Origin of the sequence: Vibrio sp. V12_P9A6T4 (genome assembly GCF_963874835.1) — a bacterium.
Taxonomy (GTDB): Bacteria; Pseudomonadota; Gammaproteobacteria; order Enterobacterales; family Vibrionaceae; genus Vibrio; species Vibrio anguillarum.
In genome coordinates this window covers 47,256-68,798 of the sequence record NZ_CAWNJO010000011.1, presented here as the reverse complement: position 1 = coordinate 68,798, position 21,543 = coordinate 47,256, and the positions used below count along the sequence as shown (strand labels likewise).

Genomic DNA, 21,543 nt, shown 5'->3' with positions numbered 1-21,543 from the left:
TTTACTGAGCTTTAGAATAGCTCTTCACCTGTAGGTGAAGAGTAGATGTTGTCAGAGACACTCTCTGCGACATACTCGGTTGGCTCTGTGCCTTGAATGAAGTATTCAAACATCGAGCTTGAATCAAACTTATTGGTTAACAAGCCGGTATCGATATCGATTCTTACCCGCACAATATTGGCGGGAATGGGTTTGTCTTGCGCTGGCACATCGACCAGTACTTGACGCATAAAATCAATCCAAGCAGGTTGTGCCGTTTTTGCTCCCGCTTCTGCACCGGATACACCATCGTCATCTACATTGCTGTTTTCGGTTGTCCTACCTAAGTTGCGGTTATGATCATCAAATCCGACCCAAGCAATAGCGACCATGCCCGGTGCATATCCGTTGTACCACGCATCTTTGGAGTCATTGGTCGTTCCTGTTTTACCACCAATATCACGACGCCCCAGCTTTTGTGCACGCCAGCCTGTACCATTCCAACCCGTTCCTTCACGCCAATTTCCGCCACCCCAAATATTGCTGTACATCATCTCTCGGACAAGAAATGCGTTTTGTTCGGAAATTACTTGTGGAGCATAGTGTGATGCAACATCTTGCTCATCGAACTCATTTGTGTCTGGGGTGCATTGCTGTTGGCAAACGACTTTTGGTGTGGCTTGATACTCAAGTTTGCCAAAGGGATCTTCAACTTTGCTGATGTAATAGGGTTCAACATAATAGCCACCATTGGCAAACACGGAATAGCCTTGCGCCATCTTAACCGGCGTTAAGCTTCCCGCACCTAAGGCTATGGTTTCTGAGCGTGGTACTTGGTCAATATCAAAACCAAAGCGAGTGAGATACTCACGTGTTTCATCCAGCCCAACAGCGCGTAGCACTCTCACCGCCATCACGTTTTTGGATTGAGCCAAGCCAACGCGAAGACGAGTTGGCCCAATATAAGTCGGTGGTGAGTTTTTAGGACGCCATGCTGTACCTTGGCTTTGGTCCCACTGGTTAATCGGCGCATCATTAATGAGCGTCGCTAAGGTCATGCCTTTATCGATGGCGGCAGAGTAGATAAAGGGTTTAATACTTGAGCCGACCTGGCGCACCGATTGAGTCGCACGGTTAAATTTATTGTGCACAAAGTTAAAGCCGCCAACCAGCGCCAGTACCGCACCATTTTCTGGGTTCATGGCAACAAAGGCAGTGTTGGCATTGGGTACTTGGCTTAAGTACCACTGTGGTACTTCGTCGGTGGTATGCTCATCACTGTATTCAGCACGATTACGTACCCAAATTTGTTCACCAGCGGCTATGATTTCCGTCGCTGTACTCGGAACCGGTCCTTGTCGAGAATCAGTTAAGAAACGGCGAGCCCAGTTCATGCCTTGCCATTCAATGGTCTGCAATCCTTGGTTCTTAACCCAAACCGTAGCCGATTGGCTGCTTACGTGGGTAACGACGGCTGGTAATAAATCTCCATAAGTCGGTTCATTATTTAAGTGCTCGGCCAGTTGCTGTTCATTCAATGGCGTTTGGCCTTCTTTCCAAACTACTTTTTCAGCACCGCGATAGCCATGACGCTCATCATAGGCGAGTAGGTTATTGATTGCAGCTTTACTCGCGGCTTGCTGCTGTTTGGAATCTACCGTTGTGGTGACAATCATGCCAGAGGTATAGGCCGACTCTTCACCATAGCGCTCCACCATCCATGAACGGGCGATTTCTGCCACATAAGGTGCATTAAGTTCAATTTCAGCACCGTGGTATTTCGACATTAAGGGCTCAGAGCGAGCTTGCGTATATTGCGCTGGAGTTATGTATTTCTCATCAAGCATTCTCTGTAGCACCACGTTACGGCGGTTAGTCGCGCGATCTAGAGAATAGATAGGGTTCATAGTTGAAGGTGCTTTGGGAAGTCCTGCAATTAGGGCAATCTCACTCAGCGTTAAATCTTTTACTTCTTTTCCAAAATAAACTTGGGCTGCCGCTCCAATTCCATACGATCGGTAACCGAGATAAATTTTATTGAGGTAAAGCTCTAGGATTTCTTTTTTCGTCAGCAATTGTTCGATATGAATAGCGATAAAAATCTCTTTGATTTTTCGCATGATCTTCTTCTCATTAGAGAGGTAGAAGTTACGAGCAAGCTGCTGAGTAATGGTACTTGCACCTTGTTTAGCGCTACCTGAGGCGATCACAGCGACCGCAGCACGAGTGATACCAATTGGGTCAAAACCATAGTGTTCGTAGAAGCGGCTATCTTCGGTGGCGATAATCGCTTCGATAAGTTCAGGCGGGATCTCTTCAATACGCAACGGAACTCGGCGCTTTTCTCCAAATTGGGCGATGAGCTTGCCATCTTGACTATAGACCTGCATCGGTGTCTGCAATTGTACATCACGTAAAGTCGCTACATCGGGGAGGTCTGGCTTCACGTAAAAATAGAAGCCAAATATCGTAGTGACTCCAAGAATAATGCAAATCAATGAAAGTAATAACAATCGCTTTATGAACTTCACCGGATAATCCCTGTTTAGTTAAGGCTGCCCTTATGCAAACCCTTGTACTCTAGGCTAAAAATTTAGCTCTAAAAATAAATTGTGGCTTATTTAACCTCAAAATAAGCAAATCGAGCTAAGCCTAAGCAGCGTTACTGGAGCTAAGCCGTATGGGTAAATCATTGGTTACGGGTATAGATATTGGCCACCATAGTATTAAAGCGGTGGTGTTAAAGCTAGCGGGTGATTCATATGCACTCGTCGGTTATAAAGAATTATTTATTACTGAGGACATATTCTCCGATAACCACACGCTGGATTATCAGAAAATTGTAAAGAAACTCAAAGAACTAAGAAAGGGTTTACCACTATTTAGTCGCAAAGTCGCCATATCGGTACCGGACAATGCGGTAATAAGTAAGGTATTACAGATAGATAGTGACCTGCAGGCGCGTGAAAAAGAGTTTGCTATTTATCAGGCATTTTCTCATCAGTCACCGTTCCCGATAGAAGAACTGAGTCTCGATTTCGTCAAAGTGATGGAAAAAAGCGTGAGTCGCAGTAGCACCGTAAGTTATCAAGTTTACGCCACTCGTAAAGACGTCGTGGAAAGCCGTGCGTTAGCGGCTCAAAAAGCGGGCTTTTTACCGATCGCGGTTGATGTGCAAATACACAGTTTGTTAAACATTTGGCAGTTGGCGAGCAGGGCACAACATCGCAGCGATTGGATGCTCATGGATGTGGGCCATACCCAAACGGCGCTCTGTATTGATTTTACTGATAAAGCCCCTTTTCATAAAGAGATCCCTCTCGGTTGTCAGTGGTTGTCCCAAGACAGCGCGATGTCGGGCACCAATGCGGAATTAGCCGATAAAAACGAGCGCTTTGTGCATGAGTTGATCGAGCGACTTCAACGTCAGTTGCAGCTTTTCACCTCCGTCAATGGCGCGGGCAGTTTAGCAGGCATTTGGCTCTCAGGTGGTGGCGCAGATACTCCGATGTTGGCGCAAGAGATCTCACGGCGTCTCAAGCTTGAGTGCGAGATTCTCGATCCCTTCCTTCTGTTTAACAATAAGTTAGCGAAACGCCAGCGAGGTAAGCAGTCTGGGCAGAGTTTTAGCACCGCGGCTGGCCTTGCACTGCGTGGTATTGAGTGGTTGGAGTCTTCTCATGTTGCATAGTATTAACTTACTGCCTTGGCGAGAGGAACAAAGAGCGGCGCATAAGCGTCGTTTTATGGGCTTGGTCGTCTTAGGTGTGATGAGCGCTGTTGGTATTCAATGGGGTATCGGTTTGTATTTCTCTGGGCAAGCGCAGCAGCAAGAGTCTCGTTTGGCTTATTTGAATCAATACATTCAGCAGCTTGATAAACAGATCAATGCATTAAAAATGACGGAACAAGAACACAAGGCACTATTAACTCGCTTGTCGGTCGTCGAGTCATTGCAAAGCCAACGCAATAAAACCACCGAGTTGATGAACCTGATGCCACAGCTTATGCCTGAAGGAGTCTACGTCGATAAGATCAAAATGAATGGTGAAGAAATTGAAATTACGGGCATCAGTGACAGCACTGCGCGTCTTGCGACCATGCTCGATAATTTTGAAAAATCAGCCTTACTTTCCGATGTCAACATGCACTCTATCGTGCACGGTAATAAGCGATTTGGTAAGGAGTTTCAGACATTTAAAGTGTCATTTATGTTTCATTCGCCGACACCACAGGGCTCTGTGCTAACCAAGATTCGGCCTACAGGAGCTGTCCATGACTAGTTTTCAAGATCTTGATATGGATGAAATGGCTGAATGGCCGTTGCTGCCTCAACTGCTGGTTATTTTGGTGTTGATGCTGATTATTCAAGGCGTTGGCGCGTGGTTCTACCTGATGCCTCAAAATGAGCAATTGCAGAACTTAAAACAGCAAGAAGAGGTGCTGAAATCGACCTTACGGATTAAGGCCAGCAAAGCCGCTACCTTACCCCAGTTGCAAGCTCAACTGGATGAATTAACCGAACGTTATGATTTTTTATTACGCCAATTACCCGTGCAAAAAGAGCTCGCAAGCATGCTGGCATCGGTCAATGAACTAGGGCTAGATAACGCGTTAACCTTTACACGTATTGATTGGGGAGAAAAACAGAATAAAGAGTTTCTGTATCGTTTGCCGCTCAATATCGAATTAACTGGGAATTACCACGACATTGGTGATTTCTCCGAGGCGATCGCGAAATTGCCCCGCATTATTAATTTCGATGATGTTGATTGGCAACGGGTTAGCCAGGAAAGCAGTACGTTACATTTTAGGGTGCGCGCTTATACCTATCAATTCAAGCAAGAGGTGGACGATGAAAAACAATAATCTGCTGCTGATGGTGCTGTTTAGTACCAGCGTATTGGTTGGTTGTAAGGCGAATCAAGATTCATTGAAGGTTTATGTGGAGCAGGTTGAGGGGCAAGCACGCAAAGAAGTCTCCAAATTAAAACCCATTATTCAATTTGAAGTTGCTCATTATGCGCAACATGAATCCCGCGAACCTTTTGTGCTGCCTAAAGAAGCGATTGTACAAAATCAGCCTGTAGTGAAGGCAGACTGCTGGCAACCTCCAGCTCGCAGTAAAAATGGCCAGCTAGAGCGCTATCCGCTTAATCAACTGCGATTAAAAGGCGTGATGAGTAGCGGGGGCGCGGTATCGGCATTAGTGCAAACGCCCCAAGGCAAGGTCGTCAACGTGAAAGCGGGACAATATTTAGGTTTGAATCACGGCAAAGTTACTCGAGTTAATTCCAATTACCTGCTGATCAATGAAACCTTGCCAGACGGCTTAGGTTGTTGGAATCAACGTAACGTCAAATTGGCTCTGAAATAGAATTTGAATTTAGAGAAATCACTATGATTAAAGGACTACAGACACAAATGACTATGGTATTTCGGAGCCTCTTATTTGGCTTATTATTGAGTGTGGCAGGGCTAAGTGTGGCGGCAGAAACGACGCAGACCAACGAGCTTAAAGGCATTGATTTTCGAGTCAATAAAAACAAAGACGCTGTATTGATTGTTGAACTCGCATCACCTTCGACAGTAGTTAATGTGCAGAAAGTGGCTGACGGTTTACAAATTGAACTGCTTAAGACGGATGTCTCCAATGAGAAACTGTATGTCTTGGACGTCAAAGATTTTGCAACCGTTGTTGAGAGTATCGAGGTATTGCGCAAAGAGCCAAGTACACAGTTACTGGCGACCATTCATGGCGAGTTTAAGTATGATTACAGCTTGAAAGGGAAATACCTTGAGGTGGTGATTGGCAAACTGAAAGAACAAGAAAAACCTAAGCCGAAGAGCATTCTTGAGAAAGAGGGCAAGCTTATCTCGATTAACTTTCAAGATATTCCTGTGCGAAATGTTTTGCAGCTTATCGCAGATTATAACGCGTTTAACCTAGTCGTCTCAGATTCGGTCACTGGTAACCTGACGCTACGGCTTGATGGCGTGCCTTGGCAGCAAGTGCTCGATATCATTTTGCAAGTCAAGGGATTAGATAAGCGTGTTGACGGCAATGTGATTTTAGTTGCACCTAAAGAAGAATTGGATTTACGTGAAAAGCAGCAGCTTGAAAAGGCACGTTTGGCTGAAGAGTTGGGCGATCTGCGTTCTGAAATCATCAAAATTAATTTTGCTAAGGCGTCTGATATTGCGCAGATGATTGGCGGCGAAGGGGCAGTCAGCATGTTGTCTGAGCGAGGTTCCATCAGTATCGACGAGCGAACCAACTCACTGCTGATCCGCGAATTGGCTGAGAATATTGTGGTGATACGCCAAATTATTGAATCGCTCGATATCCCGGTCAAACAGGTACAGATTGAAGCGCGCATTGTTACGGTCAACGAAGGTAATTTGGATGAACTTGGCGTACGCTGGGGCTTTACTTCGACCAATGGCAACAACACCGCAGGCGGAAGTATTGAAAGTAATTTATTCCAAGTGGGCAAATTGGGGGAAAGCACATTGCCCGTTGATGACTTCCTTAACGTAAACTTAGCGGCGACCTCTGCTAACGCCTCAAGTATTGCCTTCCAAGTGGCTAAGTTGGGGTCGGATATGTTGTTGGATTTAGAGCTTTCAGCGCTGCAACGTGAGTCGAAAGCGGAGATCATTTCCAGCCCTCGTTTGATCACGACTAACAAGAAACCCGCTTATATCGAGCAGGGTACGGAGATCCCTTATCTGGAGTCTTCTTCCAGCGGGGCAACGACAGTCGCCTTCAAAAAAGCGGTGCTTAGTTTAAAAGTAACGCCGCAGATAACGCCGGATAATCGTTTAGTGTTAGATCTCAGTGTCACTCAAGACAGGCCTGGGGATATTGTAAAAACAGGGACGGGAGAAGCGGTTGCAATTAATACTCAGCGTATTGGCACTCAAGTATTGGTCAATAATGGAGAAACCGTGGTCCTTGGTGGAATATTCCAACATAGCGTCAACAATACGGTGGATAAGGTGCCATTACTTGGTGATTTGCCATTACTTGGTGCATTGTTCCGCCGTTCCTATGAACAAGTAGGCAAAAGTGAGCTGCTGATTTTCGTGACACCGAAAGTCGTCATTCAATAACTTACGGCTGATATTGCGATTGGTTAAAAAATAAAGTTGCATTAGTGGCACCATATCTAGATAATTTCGGGTCTTATCACGAATCATCTGTGAGGAATAGGTGCCACGAGCGTCTTAACGGTCAGTATTATACTGGCTAATCTTGTGGCGATGTCATTGAATTAACGTTGTAAATTACTGCTAAACATGGCTGAGAAACGCAATATTTTCCTTGTTGGCCCAATGGGCGCCGGCAAAAGTACAATTGGTAGACATCTTGCTCAACAACTGCATATGGAGTTTTTAGACTCAGATACAGTCATTGAAGAGCGTACAGGCGCAGATATCGCATGGGTATTTGACGTCGAAGGTGAAGAGGGCTTCCGTAAACGTGAGGAAGCTGTAATTAATGACCTAACCGAGAAACAAGGTATTGTACTCGCAACAGGCGGTGGTTCTGTTAAGAGTAAAGAAAACCGTAATCGTTTATCTGCTCGTGGTATTGTGGTCTACCTTGAAACGACGATTGAAAAACAACTTGCACGCACGAACCGTGACAAAAAACGGCCATTGCTTCAAACAGACAATCCACGTGAAGTCTTAGAATGCTTGGCTGATGAACGTAACGATCTTTACGCTGAGATCGCTGATTTTACGGTTCGTACTGACGATCAAGGTGCAAAAGTGGTAGCCAACGAGATCGTAAAAATGCTAGAAGAACATTCCTAAGTTCTTTATTTTGGAGTGCAAACCATGGAACGGATTACGGTCAGTTTAGATGAGCGTAGCTACCCAATCTCAATTGGCGCCGGATTATTTAATGATCCGGCCCTCCTTTCTTTCTTATCGGCCAAACAAAAAGTCGTCGTCATCAGTAATGTAACGGTCGCGCCTTTGTACGCGGATAAAATCTTCGCCCTTCTTGCACCGCATGCTTGTAACGTCTCCTTGCTTGAACTGCCAGATGGCGAGCAGTACAAAACTTTAGATACATTTAACACGGTGATGAGTTACCTGCTGGAAGGTAATTACAGCCGTGATGTGGTGATCATCGCTTTAGGTGGTGGCGTGATTGGTGATTTAGTTGGATTCGCCGCAGCCTGTTATCAGCGCGGAGTCGATTTTATCCAAATACCGACCACGCTGCTTTCGCAAGTGGACTCCTCCGTTGGCGGTAAAACCGCGGTCAATCATGCTTTAGGTAAAAACATGATTGGTGCATTTTATCAGCCGAAAGCCGTCATTATTGATACTGAATGTTTGGCGACTTTACCTGCGCGAGAATTTGCCGCTGGTATGGCGGAAGTGATCAAATATGGCATCATTTACGATCATGATTTCTTTGTCTGGTTGGAAGAGAATCTCGATAAACTCTATGCCTTAGATGAGCAAGCGCTAAGTTATGCCATCGCTCGCTGCTGTCAAATTAAAGCCGATGTGGTCGCTCAAGATGAAAAAGAGTCGGGAATTCGCGCGTTGTTGAACCTAGGTCATACATTTGGTCATGCGATTGAAGCGCAGCTCGGGTATGGTAATTGGCTACACGGTGAAGCGGTTTCTACCGGAACTGTGATGGCCGCTAAAACGGCGCAGTTACAAGGTTTAATTAACGATCAGCAAGTTGAGCGGATTGTTTCTATACTCAAAAGAGCAAATTTACCGATTCATACGCCCGAAAGCATGTCGTTTTCTGACTTTATGCAACACATGATGCGTGATAAAAAAGTGCTTTCAGGCGAACTACGTTTGGTGCTACCAACCAGTATTGGTACATCACAAGTAGTGAAAGGTGTACCCGAAGCGGTCATTGAACAAGCGATTGACTTCTGCCGCACCCTGTAAATCTTCATTGATACTAATTTGACAGTTGTCTGTCAGTAGGACGGCCTAATGAGTTTGGCGAATGAATTACGTATATTGGAATTAGATTCGCAAGTCGAGCTACTTGAGCGTTTGCAATTATTGACCAATTTTGGCTCAAATGTCATTACCGTTGGTGGTGGATTAGGTTTTGGTAAATCTTGGTTAGCGCAGCGTTATTTAGAAGCGTGGGCCGAAGATAAAAACCAATCGCTGTTGCTGTGTCATCCCAATCAAGATGACCAGCAGCGTCGAGCGACCATTCTTACCCAAATCGTTTCAGGCCCGTTATTTAATCCTCATGATACACTTTCTGACAGCTTAGCTCGTCTGCTAGATGGTGGCGGTTGTGATGTGGTGATTGTTGTCGATGACGCTCATCTACTCTCCGAAACCTTAGTGTCTGAGCTATGGATGCTGGTGTTAGAAGCACAAGCCAATCCATTGTGGACCATCAATGTCGTATTATTTGCACAAGCTAATAGCCTTGATGCTTTGCTGACTCGTTTAAGCTACGGACAAGAGCATAAACCCGTAGAGCTTGAGATTGAAGCCCTAAGCAATGAAGAAGCGGATCGCTTTTTTGAAAATCTGGTCATGCGTTATGTACCCGATGAGATGGAGCGCCGCGTACGCAACGCTTACAAAAAGGTGAAACGCGTGCCTGGGGAAATCATGGCATTAGGAGAGCAGAAAATGGAAAAAAGGATCATCATCCGTTCGATTATCGGTTCTCCTGTGCAGATCGCTGCCTTGGTTTTACTGCTTCTGCTCATCATCGGTGGTGGTTACTGGTGGCTATTTACCCAGCCCTCACCCGATGAGCAAGCGTCGCAAATTACAGGCACACTCGAGCAGACGGTGATTCCGACGCTCGGGGATGCTGCTGCACCAACAGTCAATACGCTTAACGATGATTCAGCAACTGACGCCACCAATAATGGGAAGCTGCTTGCGAAAAGTGACCCGAGTTATTTAGATGCTGAAGATGATTCCAGTTCGTTACCACCCGATGTGATGGAGAATTCAGAGAGCGTGGGCATAATTGACAGCGATCAGCAACGAGTGGTGATTGAGTCTGATGTTGTGGATGCGCTTTTGGAAGGCAATTCGACCAAAGCCGATACGTCAGTGATTAATAATGCACTTGCTGATGCACAAAACCGCACGGCGCAAACTGTGCCAGTAAGTGAGTCTGTCACTGCTGCTGCGCCAACGAAAATCACCTTCTCCTTTGCGAGAGAAGAACTCAAAGCCTTCTCGCCACGCAGTTATACTTTGCAATTAGCGGCGGTCAGTTCGCTTGCTGAAGCACAAAACTTTATTAACACCTACGCGCTGCAAGAAAAGGTGCGTATTTATCCGACAGCACGCAATGATGTGGAGTGGTACATCATCACCTATGGTAATTATCCAACCATCCAGTTTGCGCGTGATGCCGTTGAAACCTTACCGAAAGCGTTGCAATTGCAAGGCCCTTGGGCCAAATCACTCAGCCAAGTACAGCGAGAGATTGATCGTGCGAAATAACGCTGAGCTTGACGCAAAAATATGTTACATTCCGCAGCCTTATTTCGTGGTTGAAAGATAGAGCAGTAAATGAAGAAGCAGCGTGCCTTTCTTAAATGGGCTGGTGGTAAGTATGGCCTAGTCGAAGAGATTCAACGTCACCTGCCGCCAGCGCGTAAACTGGTTGAACCCTTTGTTGGTGCTGGCTCTGTGTTCCTCAATACTGATTTTGAACAGTATTTGTTGGCCGATATCAATCCTGATCTCATCAACTTGTACAACCTGATCAAAGATCAACCTGAACTGTACATCACCGAATCTAAGCGTTGGTTCACGGCCGATAACAACCGTAAAGAAGCGTATCTCGATATTCGCAAAGAGTTCAATAAAACCGATGATGTACTGTATCGTTCGTTGGCGTTTTTATACATGAACCGTTTTGGTTTTAATGGTTTATGTCGCTATAACAAAAAAGGCGGTTTCAATGTGCCTTTTGGTTCTTACAAAAAGCCTTATTTCCCGCAAGCAGAATTGGAGTTTTTTGCCGAGAAAGCCAAGAAAGCGACCTTTATTTGCGAAGGATACGAAGAGACGTTTCGTCGTGCTCGCAAGGGCTGTGTTGTCTATTGCGATCCGCCATACGCGCCACTCTCTACTACCGCCAATTTTACTTCTTATTCTGGTAATGGCTTTTCATTGGATGATCAAGCCTCATTGGCCGATGTTGCCGAAAAAGCCGCCAATGATCGTGGCATACCGGTACTGATTTCCAATCATGACACTAAGTTAACGCGCCGTTTATATCATGGTGCAGAACTTAACGTGGTCAAGGTTAAGCGCACCATTAGCCGTAATGGAGCAGGGCGCAACAAAGTCGATGAGTTGTTGGCGCTGTTCAATACAGCGGAATGCGAAGGTTAACATTTCGTAGTTAAATCGGGTGTCGCGCTAGGATATCTTGGCCAGCTTAGGTAGAATTGCGGGCGAATTTTGCTCATCACGCATTTGCGCCCACTAGCCTAAGAGGTCAGGTATGAAAGATTTCCTAATTGCCCCATCTATACTCTCAGCAGATTTTGCTCGTCTTGGCGAAGATGTTGAGAAAGTGCTTGCCGCTGGGGCAGACGTTGTCCATTTTGATGTAATGGATAACCACTACGTTCCCAACTTGACCTTTGGTGCTCCTATTTGTAAGGCGCTGCGTGACTATGGTGTTACGGCACCGATTGATGTTCACCTGATGGTGAAACCAGTTGATCGCATCATTCCTGATTTTGCCAAGGCAGGGGCTTCGATGATCACTTTTCATGTGGAAGCTTCTGATCACGTTGATCGCACATTGCAATTGATCAAAGAGCACGGATGCCAAGCGGGTGTAGTGCTCAACCCAGCTACGCCACTTGCGCATCTCGAATTTATTATGGATAAAGTGGACCTCATTTTGCTGATGTCGGTTAACCCTGGTTTTGGTGGTCAATCTTTTATTCCGCATACGTTGGATAAACTGCGCGCGGTGCGTCAATTGATTGAGCAATCGGGTCGTCATATCCGCCTTGAGATTGATGGTGGGGTCAAAGTCGATAACATTCGTGAAATTGCACAAGCGGGCGCAGATATGTTTGTCGCAGGCTCGGCTATTTTTGGTCAACCTAATTACCAAACGGTGATTGATGAGATGCGCGCAGAATTAGCCAAAGTGGCGCGCTAAGTCATAATACTGACTACACCTCAATAATCACTACGCAACATACTTATAACGCAACAAGGGGCTTTGTGCCCCTTGTCTATTATTCGGAAGTTAAGATGTCTTTAAGCTCAATTAAATTAATCGCCTTTGATCTCGATGGTACCTTGCTCGATAGCGTGCCAGATTTAGCCGTAGCCGCCGACCAAGCGGTACAATCGTTAGGCTATTCATCAGTATCAGAAATGCAAGTGCGTGATTACGTCGGCAATGGTGCAGATGTGCTGATCGCTCGCTCACTTAGCCAAAGTTTAACCATCAACCCTGATCTTAGCGATGAGATCAAAGCCACCGCTCGTGAGCGTTTTGATGAATTTTATGCCCAAACGGGCCATAAACTGAGCCATTTATATCCCCAAGTGAAAGAAACCTTAGCGCAGCTACACAGTGCTGGATTCACATTAGCTTTGGTGACCAATAAACCGTCTAAGTTTGTACCTGACGTATTGGTACAACATGGTATTGAGCACTTTTTTAGTGATGTGATTGGTGGTGATACCTTCCCGATCAAAAAACCTGATCCAATGGCGCTTAACTGGCTATTGGATAAACATCAACTAACGGCCAAGGAAATGTTGATGGTTGGGGATTCGAAAAACGATATTTTAGCGGCTAAAAATGCGGGTTGTTATTCGTTTGGTTTGACTTATGGCTACAATCACGGTGAGCCCATTTCAGCTTCCAACCCTGATTACGTGGCGGACTGTATCGACCAATTGCTTGATGTGTTGCGAGTTTCAGCATAAAAGTTCACACAATGCGCTAGTAAAATACTCGTCAATGAGTACACTGCATAAACCGCGTTATCGCTAAATCAAGTATCACTTAGCGAATAAGCGCGGTTTTTTTCACAGACATTTTCAGTCTTATCTCATTTTAAGTAGCAAGGAAATCATCCCTATGAGCAAACCCATTGTATTGAGTGGTGTTCAACCGTCAGGTGAACTAAGTATCGGTAACTATTTGGGTGCTCTACGTCAATGGCAACAGATGCAAGATGACTATGATTGTCAATACTGCGTGGTTGATCTGCATGCGATCACGGTTCGTCAAGATCCGAAAGCACTGCATGAAGCCACGTTAGATGCATTGTCAATCTGTCTTGCAGTTGGTGTTGACCCTAAAAAGAGCACGCTATTTGTTCAGTCACACGTACCAGAGCATGCTCAATTGGGTTGGCTTCTCAACTGCTACACGCAGATGGGTGAATTGAGCCGCATGACTCAGTTCAAAGACAAATCAGCACGTTATGCGAACGATGTGAATGCGGGCTTATTCGGTTATCCTGTGTTGATGGCGGCCGATATTCTACTTTATGGCGCGCACCAAGTACCCGTGGGCAGTGACCAAAAGCAGCACTTAGAACTTGCGCGAGATATCGCGACTCGTTTTAACAACATCTATAGTCCTGAAAAGCCGATCTTCACCATTCCAGAGCCTTACATTCCTCAAGTGAACGCGCGAGTAATGAGCCTGCAAGATGCGACGAAAAAGATGTCTAAGTCAGATGATAACCGTAAGAATGTCATCACTTTGCTGGAAGATCCAAAGTCGATTATCAAGAAGGTTAATAAGGCTCAGACAGATACTGAAACGCCACCGCGCATCGCTTTTGATACCGAAAACAAAGCGGGCATCTCCAACTTGATGAGTTTGTACTCTGCGGCGACAGGCAAAAGCTTTGCTGAGATTGAAGCGCAATATCAAGGTGTTGAGATGTACGGCCCTTTCAAGAAAGATGTTGGCGAAGCGTTGGTTGCCATGCTGGAGCCTGTACAAGCTGAATACGCGCGCATTCGAGAAGATCGCGCGTATCTTGATTCAGTAATGAAAGCTGGTGCAGAAAAAGCCTCGGCCCGCGCTGCGATCACCTTGAAAAAAGCATTTAAAGCGGTAGGGTTTGTCGAGCGTCCTTAGTTTTTCCTGCGATAATCTAACTCTTTTTGCATTAAATAAAGCTAGGTTTTCCTAGCTTTATTTTTTACTTCTGCTTAATCAAATTTGATCTTTCTCTTTGTATTGTAGGCTTAGGTCTACACTTTAAATCATAACCATGATGATGAGTTTTGAACATGAGACGACTGCTGTTATTAGGATTGATGTTCATCTGTAGTGCCGCCGCCGCAGAGCCAGTTCGTATTTGTGTTGGTGATGTGAATGTTTGGCCCCCGTTCACCTATTGGCAGGGGAGCTCGTATCAAGAAAAAGCCGATTCCTTGACTGGCTCAGCCACAACGCTGGTGTTGGACGCATTAAAATCTCACAACATCGATTACCAGTTTTATTTTATGCCTTGGGCGCGAGTCCAACATGAACTGACGCAAGAGCGCGGTCGCTGCGATCTGACATGGGATGCAAGTTATCGCGCAGAAAGGGCTGAGTACAGCTATTTTTCGGTCCCGCTTTATACGATCCAACTCGGTTATTTTACGCTGCCAGACAACCATGAAGATTTAAAAGACCCATCCGTTGATGGCGTATTATGCGGAGTTAATGGCTTTAATTATGAGAATTTTGCACTGTCTAGAGAACCCTCTCTCTATTTAAATTCCGTACAGCAAGCGTTGAATATGCTGCAAAAAGAGCGGTGTGATTGGTTTGTGAGTGAAATTGAACCCATTTATGGTGGAATTCAGTTGGGTCTATATAAAATTGATCGGCCAATCGTTCATCATTTTCTCGCTAGAAACAAGCCGTACCACGTGCAAGTTCGCCGTAGCTTAGAAAATTCGATGCCGCTGTTAAATCAGCTTAATGACTATTTTCTCGATGCGCAGCAAACTGGTCGCGCGCAGGCGGTCTTTGATCGCTACCTCTCTTTTAGCCAGCCACAATAATCAAACTAAGGTGTTTGTCGTGTACGGAGCACCTTGTTTGCTTTTCTTTTTAGAAAAATAAGACTTTTCACCTCACTGCAATATCACTGTCGAAAACCCCCTTTACCTTCTTTGTTGAAAGTTTGCGCTTAGTTCAAGTATTTGCTCTAGCTATGCGATGTTGATCTCGATATGAATGGTGAATGTTTTTATCTTTCATTTAAAAACACAACACTGTACGCGCAAATGGAACCAATCCCCTTTATAAACGTGATTTACAACACCTTGCTTACCACTTCGGTTACAGAGCAGGGAAAGAGGTGAACAATGGAATCGACACGAATTAAACCCTTTGGCCGAACATTACTCGCTGCGGCGATAAGCTCCACATTGGCTGTATCAGCTCAAGCTGAGATTATTATTTCTCAGTATGTAGAAGGCAGCAGCTTCAATAAGGCCATCGAAATTGCTAACACTAGCAATGCATCCGTCAGTTTAGACAATTTCATTTTAGCGAAATCAAGCAATGGCGGTGGGAACTGGGATACACAGTTGCCCCTGACTGGGCGAGTAATTGCCGCGAACGATGTGTTAGTGATTTCTCATGCCAGCGCCAATAGTGCTATCCAAGCGGTGAGTGATGAAAATGATGGCTCGGTGATTAATTTTAACGGTGATGATCCGGTGGCGCTGCTAAACAGTGATGGTAGCGTACATGATGTGTTGGGAGTGATGGGCGGCATTAACTGGGGCAAGGACACCACTTTAGTGCGTAATAGCGATAGCCTTACGCCTTCAGTGGCTTATCAAGCTGCGCAGTGGAGTGCGCTAACTAAGGATAATATTGAAGGGTTAGGCGCACTCGATGCCGTTGAGCCACCGGCTGAATTTACCTGTACTCAAGAGGGATCTGAACCCACCTTTACCTCTATTCAAGCGATCCAAGGTGAAGGGCAAACCTCTCCTTTTATTAGTGGCTACCCTTACATCACCGACCAAGAATATTTTGTCAAAGGTGTCGTGAGTGCCATTACCACAGGATTGACTAAAGGTTTTTATCTGCAAGCGTTGGAAGATGATTACAACTTAAATACCTCTGAAGGTTTGTTTGTTTTTACCGATCAATCAAGCTCAAGTTTAAAACCGGGGGATGTGGTTTGTGTGAAAGGTAAAGTACAGGAGTATTACAACCTCACACAGCTTAAAGTCGAAAACAACCAATGGCTAAAACAAGGTGAGCAAGAGGCTCCACAAGCGACCGCGATAGAGATTTTGTCCACCGATGAGAACTTTGAGCACACATTAGAGCGTTATGAAGGCATGCTGGTAAAAACCACACCAGAGCTGGATATGCGTGTGACGCGTACCTTTGGTTATGACTATGCTTCTCGTCGCAATAACATGGTGTTAGCGCAAGGTCGTATTAACATGCAGCCGAACCAGCTATTCGCTGCGGGCTCTGAGCAAGCCAAACAGCAGAGCATCGAAAACGCGCAGCGCCGCTTGTTTATTGAATCAGATGCGAAAGCCGCCGATGGCCAAATTCCGTACTACCCAGAGTTTGGTCGCAGTGATATTGATCAAAATGGTTCGACGGAAGATTACATCCGCATTGATGACAGCATCATAGGTTTAGAAGGTGTGCTCTCATACGGTTACAACGAATATCGTCTGATTGTGACCAATTCGCTCAACCAAGAGAATTTCGTGCGCAATGATCCTCGCAGCGAGAAACCGGATATCGATGAAGGCGATCTGCGCATTGCCACATTCAACGTGCTTAACTATTTCAACTCGCCGTTTGGCGGTGATGCAAATCAGCATGGTGATAATCGTGGTGCTAATAACCTTGCAGAATTTGAACTGCAGCAAGCGAAGATCGTCAATGCGATTGTACGTTTGGATGCTGATATTGTCGGTTTGATGGAAATTGAGAATAACGGTTTCGGTGCAGGTTCGGCGATTGCGCAATTGGTCAATCAGATCAACAGCCAGATCTCGGATAAGAAAAAGCATTACCGTTTTGTCGCGATTGACTCAAATAATGATGGCGTGACCGATGAACTTGATTCTATTGGCACGGATGTGATCACCACAGGAGTGATTTATCGTGAAAAAGTGGTGAAGTTGACAGAAAATCGTGTAATTCCAATGCCAAGCCAACAAGCACCTGAAGTGTTGGATGACAAAGGCAAAGTGATTGAAGATGGTAAAAATTACCAGCGTGACACGCTTGCACCGACCTTCAAAGTCAAAGGTGGTAATGAGAAAATTACCGTCGCGGTTAACCATCTAAAATCCAAAGGCTCGGCATGTTGGGAAGATGCCGCACCAGTTGAACAAGGTGGGCAAGGCGGCAAAGATCTTGATTTTCAAGGTGCATGTGAACAATTCCGTGTCGCAGCTGCAGTTGCTTTAGGTGAAGCGTTACAAAAAATAAAAGGGCATAAAGTCATTTTGGGTGATATGAACTCTTACGGTATGGAAGACCCGATGCTCGTATTGACGGACTACAGCCCAGAGAAGTATGGCAAAACCATTCGTGCGGCACGTAATACTTACATTGCAGGTACTCCTCAGTTTGGTGATGATGGCGCGTTGATTACTCACAATTATGGGTACCTTAACGCTGTGGCGATAAAACACCCAGAGAGCTGGAGTTACTCATTTAATGATGAAGTTGGCGCACTGGATCATTTGCTAGTCAGCAAAAGCTTGAAAGGCAAAGTGGTGGATGCGACCGATTGGCATATCAACGGCGGTGAATCGACACTGTTTGATTACAACAGTGAATTCAAAGGTGATTTGCCCAAATATCAAGATCATTTCCGCGCATCTGATCATGATCCTGCCGTGTTAGAACTGAACATCTACGGCGGTTCATTCGGCCTAGGAGCACTCTTCTCATTACTCGGCTTTGGTATGTGGCGACGTCGTCGTTAAGGCTTAAAGTGCGCCCCGTTAACTGACGGGGCGTTTTTGTTTTGCTCACGCTCGGATTTTTTCAATTAAATAATCAATAAATAGCCTTACTCGTGGCGCAAGGTGGTGACGGCTCGGGTAAAGAATGTTCATGGTGTTATCTGATAGATAATAATCTGGAAAAAGCCTGACGAGGTTAGGATCATTAATTTCGTCAGCGAGAAAATTGGCAATCAAGCCGATCCCCATGCCTTGTTGTACCATTGACATCGCACCAAGCGGCGCATTGCAGATATGTTTCGGGCGGGTTTTGATGTCGCATCTCACTCCCTTTGGATTGATTAGCGTGACTTTATCTTGAGGAAGATTCAATAAAGTTAACGCAACCCATGGGTGCTGCTCTAAATCTCGTAGTTTCCTTAATAAAGGTGCACTCGCTAAGTATTTTTTACTGGCGTATATCCCCATTTTAAAAGGCATTAATTCGCGGCCAACCATTGAGCAAGATGTCAGTTCACCCATTCTGATCAGCACATCTAATTGTGTGGCTACTGGATCTTGTAAACCATCTTCGAGTTGAATATCAAACAGCACATTGGGGTAACTCTCAGAAAATGTTGAAATCAGCGGACTTAAAATATAGCTGCCGACATCAATGGTTGTACCGATCCTAATCACGCCTGCCACATCGGTAGAAAAATGCTGGACGGCCCGTAGCGCGTCTTCTGCCAGCGGTAAGAGGCCATTGGTATGTTGATAAAATGCGTGCCCTTCAGTCGTTAGGCTAACTTTACGGGTAGAGCGATGTAGCAAACGTACGTTAAGATGTGATTCTAGCAAGCTAACTTGCTCGCTCACTTTCGATTTTGCTATGCCTAACGATTCACCAGCCGAGGTAAACGAACCGTATTCAACCACTTTATTAAAAATGGCAATACGTTTTAACTCACTCAACATAATTGTTCCCTTATTGGTAACCTTTCGTTCTTGTTTTGTTATCTAGTCAACCTTTGTCATTCATCAAATAATGACAGCTCTAATTAGAGAGATATAAACCATTTTGGTTTCCTTTAAATACGGGTAAATAATAAATTTCTTCTGAATGATGGCACTATTGAGATATCTATTCCTAAATAAACTGGGATTAATAATTAAATTAGCAATGTCAATCTTATAAATATCAATATTGTGTAAATATTTTTAATATTATCCAGCCGAATTTTCGAAAATTATGGATGCAATGTTGTTTTATTTCTAACGTTTTATTAAAAATTAATTTAAAGGAACGGGTGATGAATTATCAGGTCACGAAGCTCCATCCTTTTGGAGTAAAAATAGAAGCAAATGGATTAAAAATTCCCATTAGCGAAGTACCAATAGCACTACTGCGTAAACTATTTATTGAGCATCAGTTGGTATTGATACGTGGATTTAAAGCCTTTGAACAGGCCGAGCAATTTGCGGAATATTGCGAGCAATGGGGAGAGATCAGTATTTGGCCATTTGGCAAAGTGTTAGATCTAATTCAAAAAGATCAGCCAAAGGACCATATTTTTGATAGTAGCTATATGCCGCTGCATTGGGATGGCATGTTCCGTCCTCAAGTGCCTGAATATCAGATATTTCAATGTGTTCAGGCGCCATTGCCAGCACAAGGCGGCCGGACGACCTTCACTCATACTACTAAGGTGCTACAGAACGCAACCGAACAGCAGCGCTCATTATGGCGAAAAGTCACGGGGCATTACCAGCGAGAGATGGAGTTCTATTGCAGTCACACCATTTCCCCGATTATTGCTCAACACCCCTATCACTCACACGAGGTCATTCGTTACGCCGAACCGCATTTCGCTGAACGTGGCGATCTGCTAAACCCACCAAATGTGACCTTTAGTGGCATTGATAGTGAGCAAATAGCTGAGTTCCACCGTAGCTTACGTGACGCACTGTATGACCCTCGTCATTTTTATGCTCACGAGTGGCAAAATGATGATGTGGTCATTACGGATAACTTTAACTTACTGCATGGTCGAGAAAGCTTTTTATCGCATACCCCACGTCATATCCGTCGAGTTCAGGTGCTAAGCGATCCACCGTTTGATAACCCGAGTTTGGAGTCTTACCGATGAGTGATTACCACACTGATATTATGATCGTTGGAGCAGGCCCTGTTGGGATTATGTGCCACTATTTAGCGCAGCGCTGCGGTCTGAACTCACAAGTTATTGATAAATCTAATGGGCCACTGGTGGTTGGACGGGCCGATGCACTTAATGCTCGAACTCTGCAGTTACTTGATATAGTTGACTTATTTGAGCCACTTTACGTGCAAGGCAAACCCTGTAATACCAGTTCGGTATGGGCTGATGGTCAATTTTTGTCACGCCAGTCTCATTGGTGGACAGCGCTGCAAGGCTGCTTCTATCCTCACTTTTTGATGTTGGGGCAAGCGCATATTGAAAAAGCGCTAGATAGTGCAGTCAAAGCGCAGAACGCGGCCGTGCGCCGTGGTTTATCTGTGGTCGATATCACTGTTGATGAGCAAGGCTGCGTGACGGAACTGAGCAGTGGCGAGCGAGTTCGTTCACGTTACGTGATTGGTGCAGACGGTGGGCGCTCTTTTGTACGTCAGCATTTTTCGATTCCATTTGAAATCGAGAGACCAGAAATTATCTGGGCGGTGATTGATGGTGTTATTGAGTCAGATTTTCCGAAAGTGCCAGAAATCATCGTATTTCAGGCTGAGACGTCAGATGTTGCCTGGATTCCACGTGAAGGTGATTTGGATCGTTTTTATATCCGTATGGACACCGAAGAGTTTACTCAGCAAGAGGTTATCGAGCGCATTAACCGAGCAATGTCGCCGCATTCACTGACGTTTAAGCAGGTTGAGTGGTTTTCTTATTTCTCGGTTAAGGAGTCTGTTGCAGAACGGTATGACCACCAGCAACGGGTCTTTCTAGCAGGAGATGCCTGCCATATACATTCGGTCAATGGCGGCCAAGGGCTCAATACCGGAGTTGCTGACGCGTTCAATTTGATCTGGAAGCTCAATATGGTGTTGCGTGGTCAGGCATCAACTACGCTGCTGGACAGTTATCAGGCTGAGCGCCAACCAGTGGCTCGCAGCGTGATTGAAAGCTCTGGTGCATTGGTGCGTGCAACTAAATATTCTGCGCGAGGAACCCATGCGGAGGACTATGTACAAATCGTTGAACAGCGAGCTGGTAATATCACAGGTATGGGCATTGGGTATGGCAATGGTGGCTTAAACGGTTCTCGAGTGTATGACTTTGAGATGCATAGCGATCAGCAGAGTTGCCGTTTTTACCAATGGCTAGATTACCGCTCCTTTACGCTTCTGTTAACTGGCGATGCGGAGTTACCACCAGAAATTCCTCCGTTTGTGCGTTGCCTTCATCTGTACGATCAAGCGAAGCCTGGGCAGTATTGGAGTGAGAGTTCATTCTACCAGGGGCAGGCTTTACTGATCCGCCCTGATGGTTATATTGCGGCTTTCACGTCGCTTGCGCACGCGGCTGAACTGTTGGCTGGCCTATAAACTTTTTAACCGAGAGTGAAGACCGAGGGTTCTGCATCATTCCGTCAATGGTCTTC

The 21,543-nt window shown here is 45.3% G+C and carries 18 protein-coding genes; 16 read left to right on the top strand and 2 right to left on the bottom strand.

Going from position 1 to position 21,543, the window contains the following annotated elements:
- Positions 1–11: 11 nt before the first annotated feature.
- A complete protein-coding gene (locus tag AACQ42_RS00575) occupies positions 12–2,510 on the bottom strand; it encodes a penicillin-binding protein 1A (RefSeq protein WP_094165238.1) in 2,499 nt (832 codons plus the stop codon).
- A gap of 149 nt (positions 2,511–2,659) precedes the next feature.
- On the opposite strand from AACQ42_RS00575, the gene pilM reads away from it, so the two are divergent.
- The 14 genes from pilM to AACQ42_RS00505 all read left to right on the top strand — a co-directional run bounded on the left by pilM (position 2,660) and on the right by AACQ42_RS00505 (position 17,946).
- Entirely contained in the window at positions 2,660–3,670 is a 1,011-nt protein-coding gene (gene pilM, locus AACQ42_RS00570; protein ID WP_094165236.1) for a type IV pilus assembly protein PilM, read from the top strand.
- Entirely contained in the window at positions 3,660–4,262 is a 603-nt protein-coding gene (locus tag AACQ42_RS00565; protein WP_017047271.1) for a PilN domain-containing protein, read from the top strand. The genes pilM and AACQ42_RS00565 overlap by 11 nt, the downstream gene beginning before the upstream one ends.
- Positions 4,255–4,848, top strand: a complete 594-nt coding sequence (locus AACQ42_RS00560) for a type 4a pilus biogenesis protein PilO (RefSeq protein WP_013855887.1) — start codon at positions 4,255–4,257, stop codon at positions 4,846–4,848. The genes AACQ42_RS00565 and AACQ42_RS00560 overlap by 8 nt, the downstream gene beginning before the upstream one ends.
- Positions 4,835–5,356 (top strand): pilus assembly protein PilP, encoded by a 522-nt coding sequence (locus AACQ42_RS00555; protein ID WP_013855888.1) that lies wholly within the window; start codon positions 4,835–4,837, stop codon positions 5,354–5,356. The genes AACQ42_RS00560 and AACQ42_RS00555 overlap by 14 nt, the downstream gene beginning before the upstream one ends.
- 23 nt (positions 5,357–5,379) lie before the next feature.
- Positions 5,380–7,095, top strand: a complete 1,716-nt coding sequence (locus AACQ42_RS00550) for a type IV pilus secretin PilQ (protein ID WP_017047273.1) — start codon at positions 5,380–5,382, stop codon at positions 7,093–7,095.
- A gap of 186 nt (positions 7,096–7,281) precedes the next feature.
- Positions 7,282–7,803 (top strand): shikimate kinase AroK, encoded by a 522-nt coding sequence (aroK, locus tag AACQ42_RS00545; RefSeq protein WP_010317691.1) that lies wholly within the window; start codon positions 7,282–7,284, stop codon positions 7,801–7,803.
- Positions 7,804–7,827: 24 nt separating this feature from the next.
- Complete coding sequence (gene aroB / locus AACQ42_RS00540; RefSeq protein ID WP_094165234.1) at positions 7,828–8,916, top strand: 3-dehydroquinate synthase; 1,089 nt, start codon at positions 7,828–7,830, stop codon at positions 8,914–8,916.
- Positions 8,917–8,964: 48 nt separating this feature from the next.
- Positions 8,965–10,464 (top strand): AAA family ATPase, encoded by a 1,500-nt coding sequence (locus tag AACQ42_RS00535; protein ID WP_094165232.1) that lies wholly within the window; start codon positions 8,965–8,967, stop codon positions 10,462–10,464.
- A gap of 69 nt (positions 10,465–10,533) precedes the next feature.
- On the top strand, positions 10,534–11,364 hold the full coding sequence (locus AACQ42_RS00530; RefSeq protein WP_013855892.1) for a Dam family site-specific DNA-(adenine-N6)-methyltransferase: 831 nt from the start codon (positions 10,534–10,536) through the stop codon (positions 11,362–11,364).
- A 112-nt stretch (positions 11,365–11,476) separates the two neighbouring features.
- Entirely contained in the window at positions 11,477–12,151 is a 675-nt protein-coding gene (gene rpe / locus AACQ42_RS00525) for a ribulose-phosphate 3-epimerase (protein ID WP_013855893.1), read from the top strand.
- 95 nt (positions 12,152–12,246) lie between these two features.
- On the top strand, positions 12,247–12,933 hold the full coding sequence (locus AACQ42_RS00520; RefSeq protein WP_026027427.1) for a phosphoglycolate phosphatase: 687 nt from the start codon (positions 12,247–12,249) through the stop codon (positions 12,931–12,933).
- A 154-nt stretch (positions 12,934–13,087) separates the two neighbouring features.
- Entirely contained in the window at positions 13,088–14,104 is a 1,017-nt protein-coding gene (gene trpS, locus AACQ42_RS00515; RefSeq protein WP_013855895.1) for a tryptophan--tRNA ligase, read from the top strand.
- Positions 14,105–14,259: 155 nt separating this feature from the next.
- The gene (locus AACQ42_RS00510) at positions 14,260–15,024 is read left to right on the top strand and encodes a substrate-binding periplasmic protein (protein WP_088718007.1); all 765 of its coding nucleotides are present in this window, start codon (positions 14,260–14,262) and stop codon (positions 15,022–15,024) included.
- Between the two features lie 306 nt (positions 15,025–15,330).
- Positions 15,331–17,946, top strand: coding sequence for an ExeM/NucH family extracellular endonuclease (locus tag AACQ42_RS00505; protein ID WP_094165230.1), 2,616 nt, complete (start codon positions 15,331–15,333; stop codon positions 17,944–17,946).
- A gap of 45 nt (positions 17,947–17,991) precedes the next feature.
- On the opposite strand, the gene AACQ42_RS00500 is transcribed toward AACQ42_RS00505, so the two are convergent.
- Positions 17,992–18,882: a LysR family transcriptional regulator gene (locus AACQ42_RS00500; RefSeq protein ID WP_047690555.1), complete on the bottom strand. Its 891-nt coding sequence runs from the start codon at positions 18,880–18,882 to the stop codon at positions 17,992–17,994.
- A 335-nt stretch (positions 18,883–19,217) separates the two neighbouring features.
- Here AACQ42_RS00500 and AACQ42_RS00495 point away from each other — a divergent pair, with 335 nt between their 5' ends.
- Together AACQ42_RS00495 and AACQ42_RS00490 are read left to right on the top strand one after the other, a co-directional pair.
- Positions 19,218–20,054 carry a TauD/TfdA dioxygenase family protein gene (locus tag AACQ42_RS00495; protein WP_088721339.1) on the top strand — a complete coding sequence of 279 codons (837 nt, stop codon included), beginning with the start codon at positions 19,218–19,220 and terminating at the stop codon, positions 20,052–20,054.
- Complete coding sequence (locus AACQ42_RS00490) at positions 20,051–21,487, top strand: FAD-binding protein (RefSeq protein ID WP_094165228.1); 1,437 nt, start codon at positions 20,051–20,053, stop codon at positions 21,485–21,487. Before AACQ42_RS00495 ends, AACQ42_RS00490 begins: the two co-directional genes overlap by 4 nt.
- Positions 21,488–21,543: the final 56 nt, after the last annotated feature.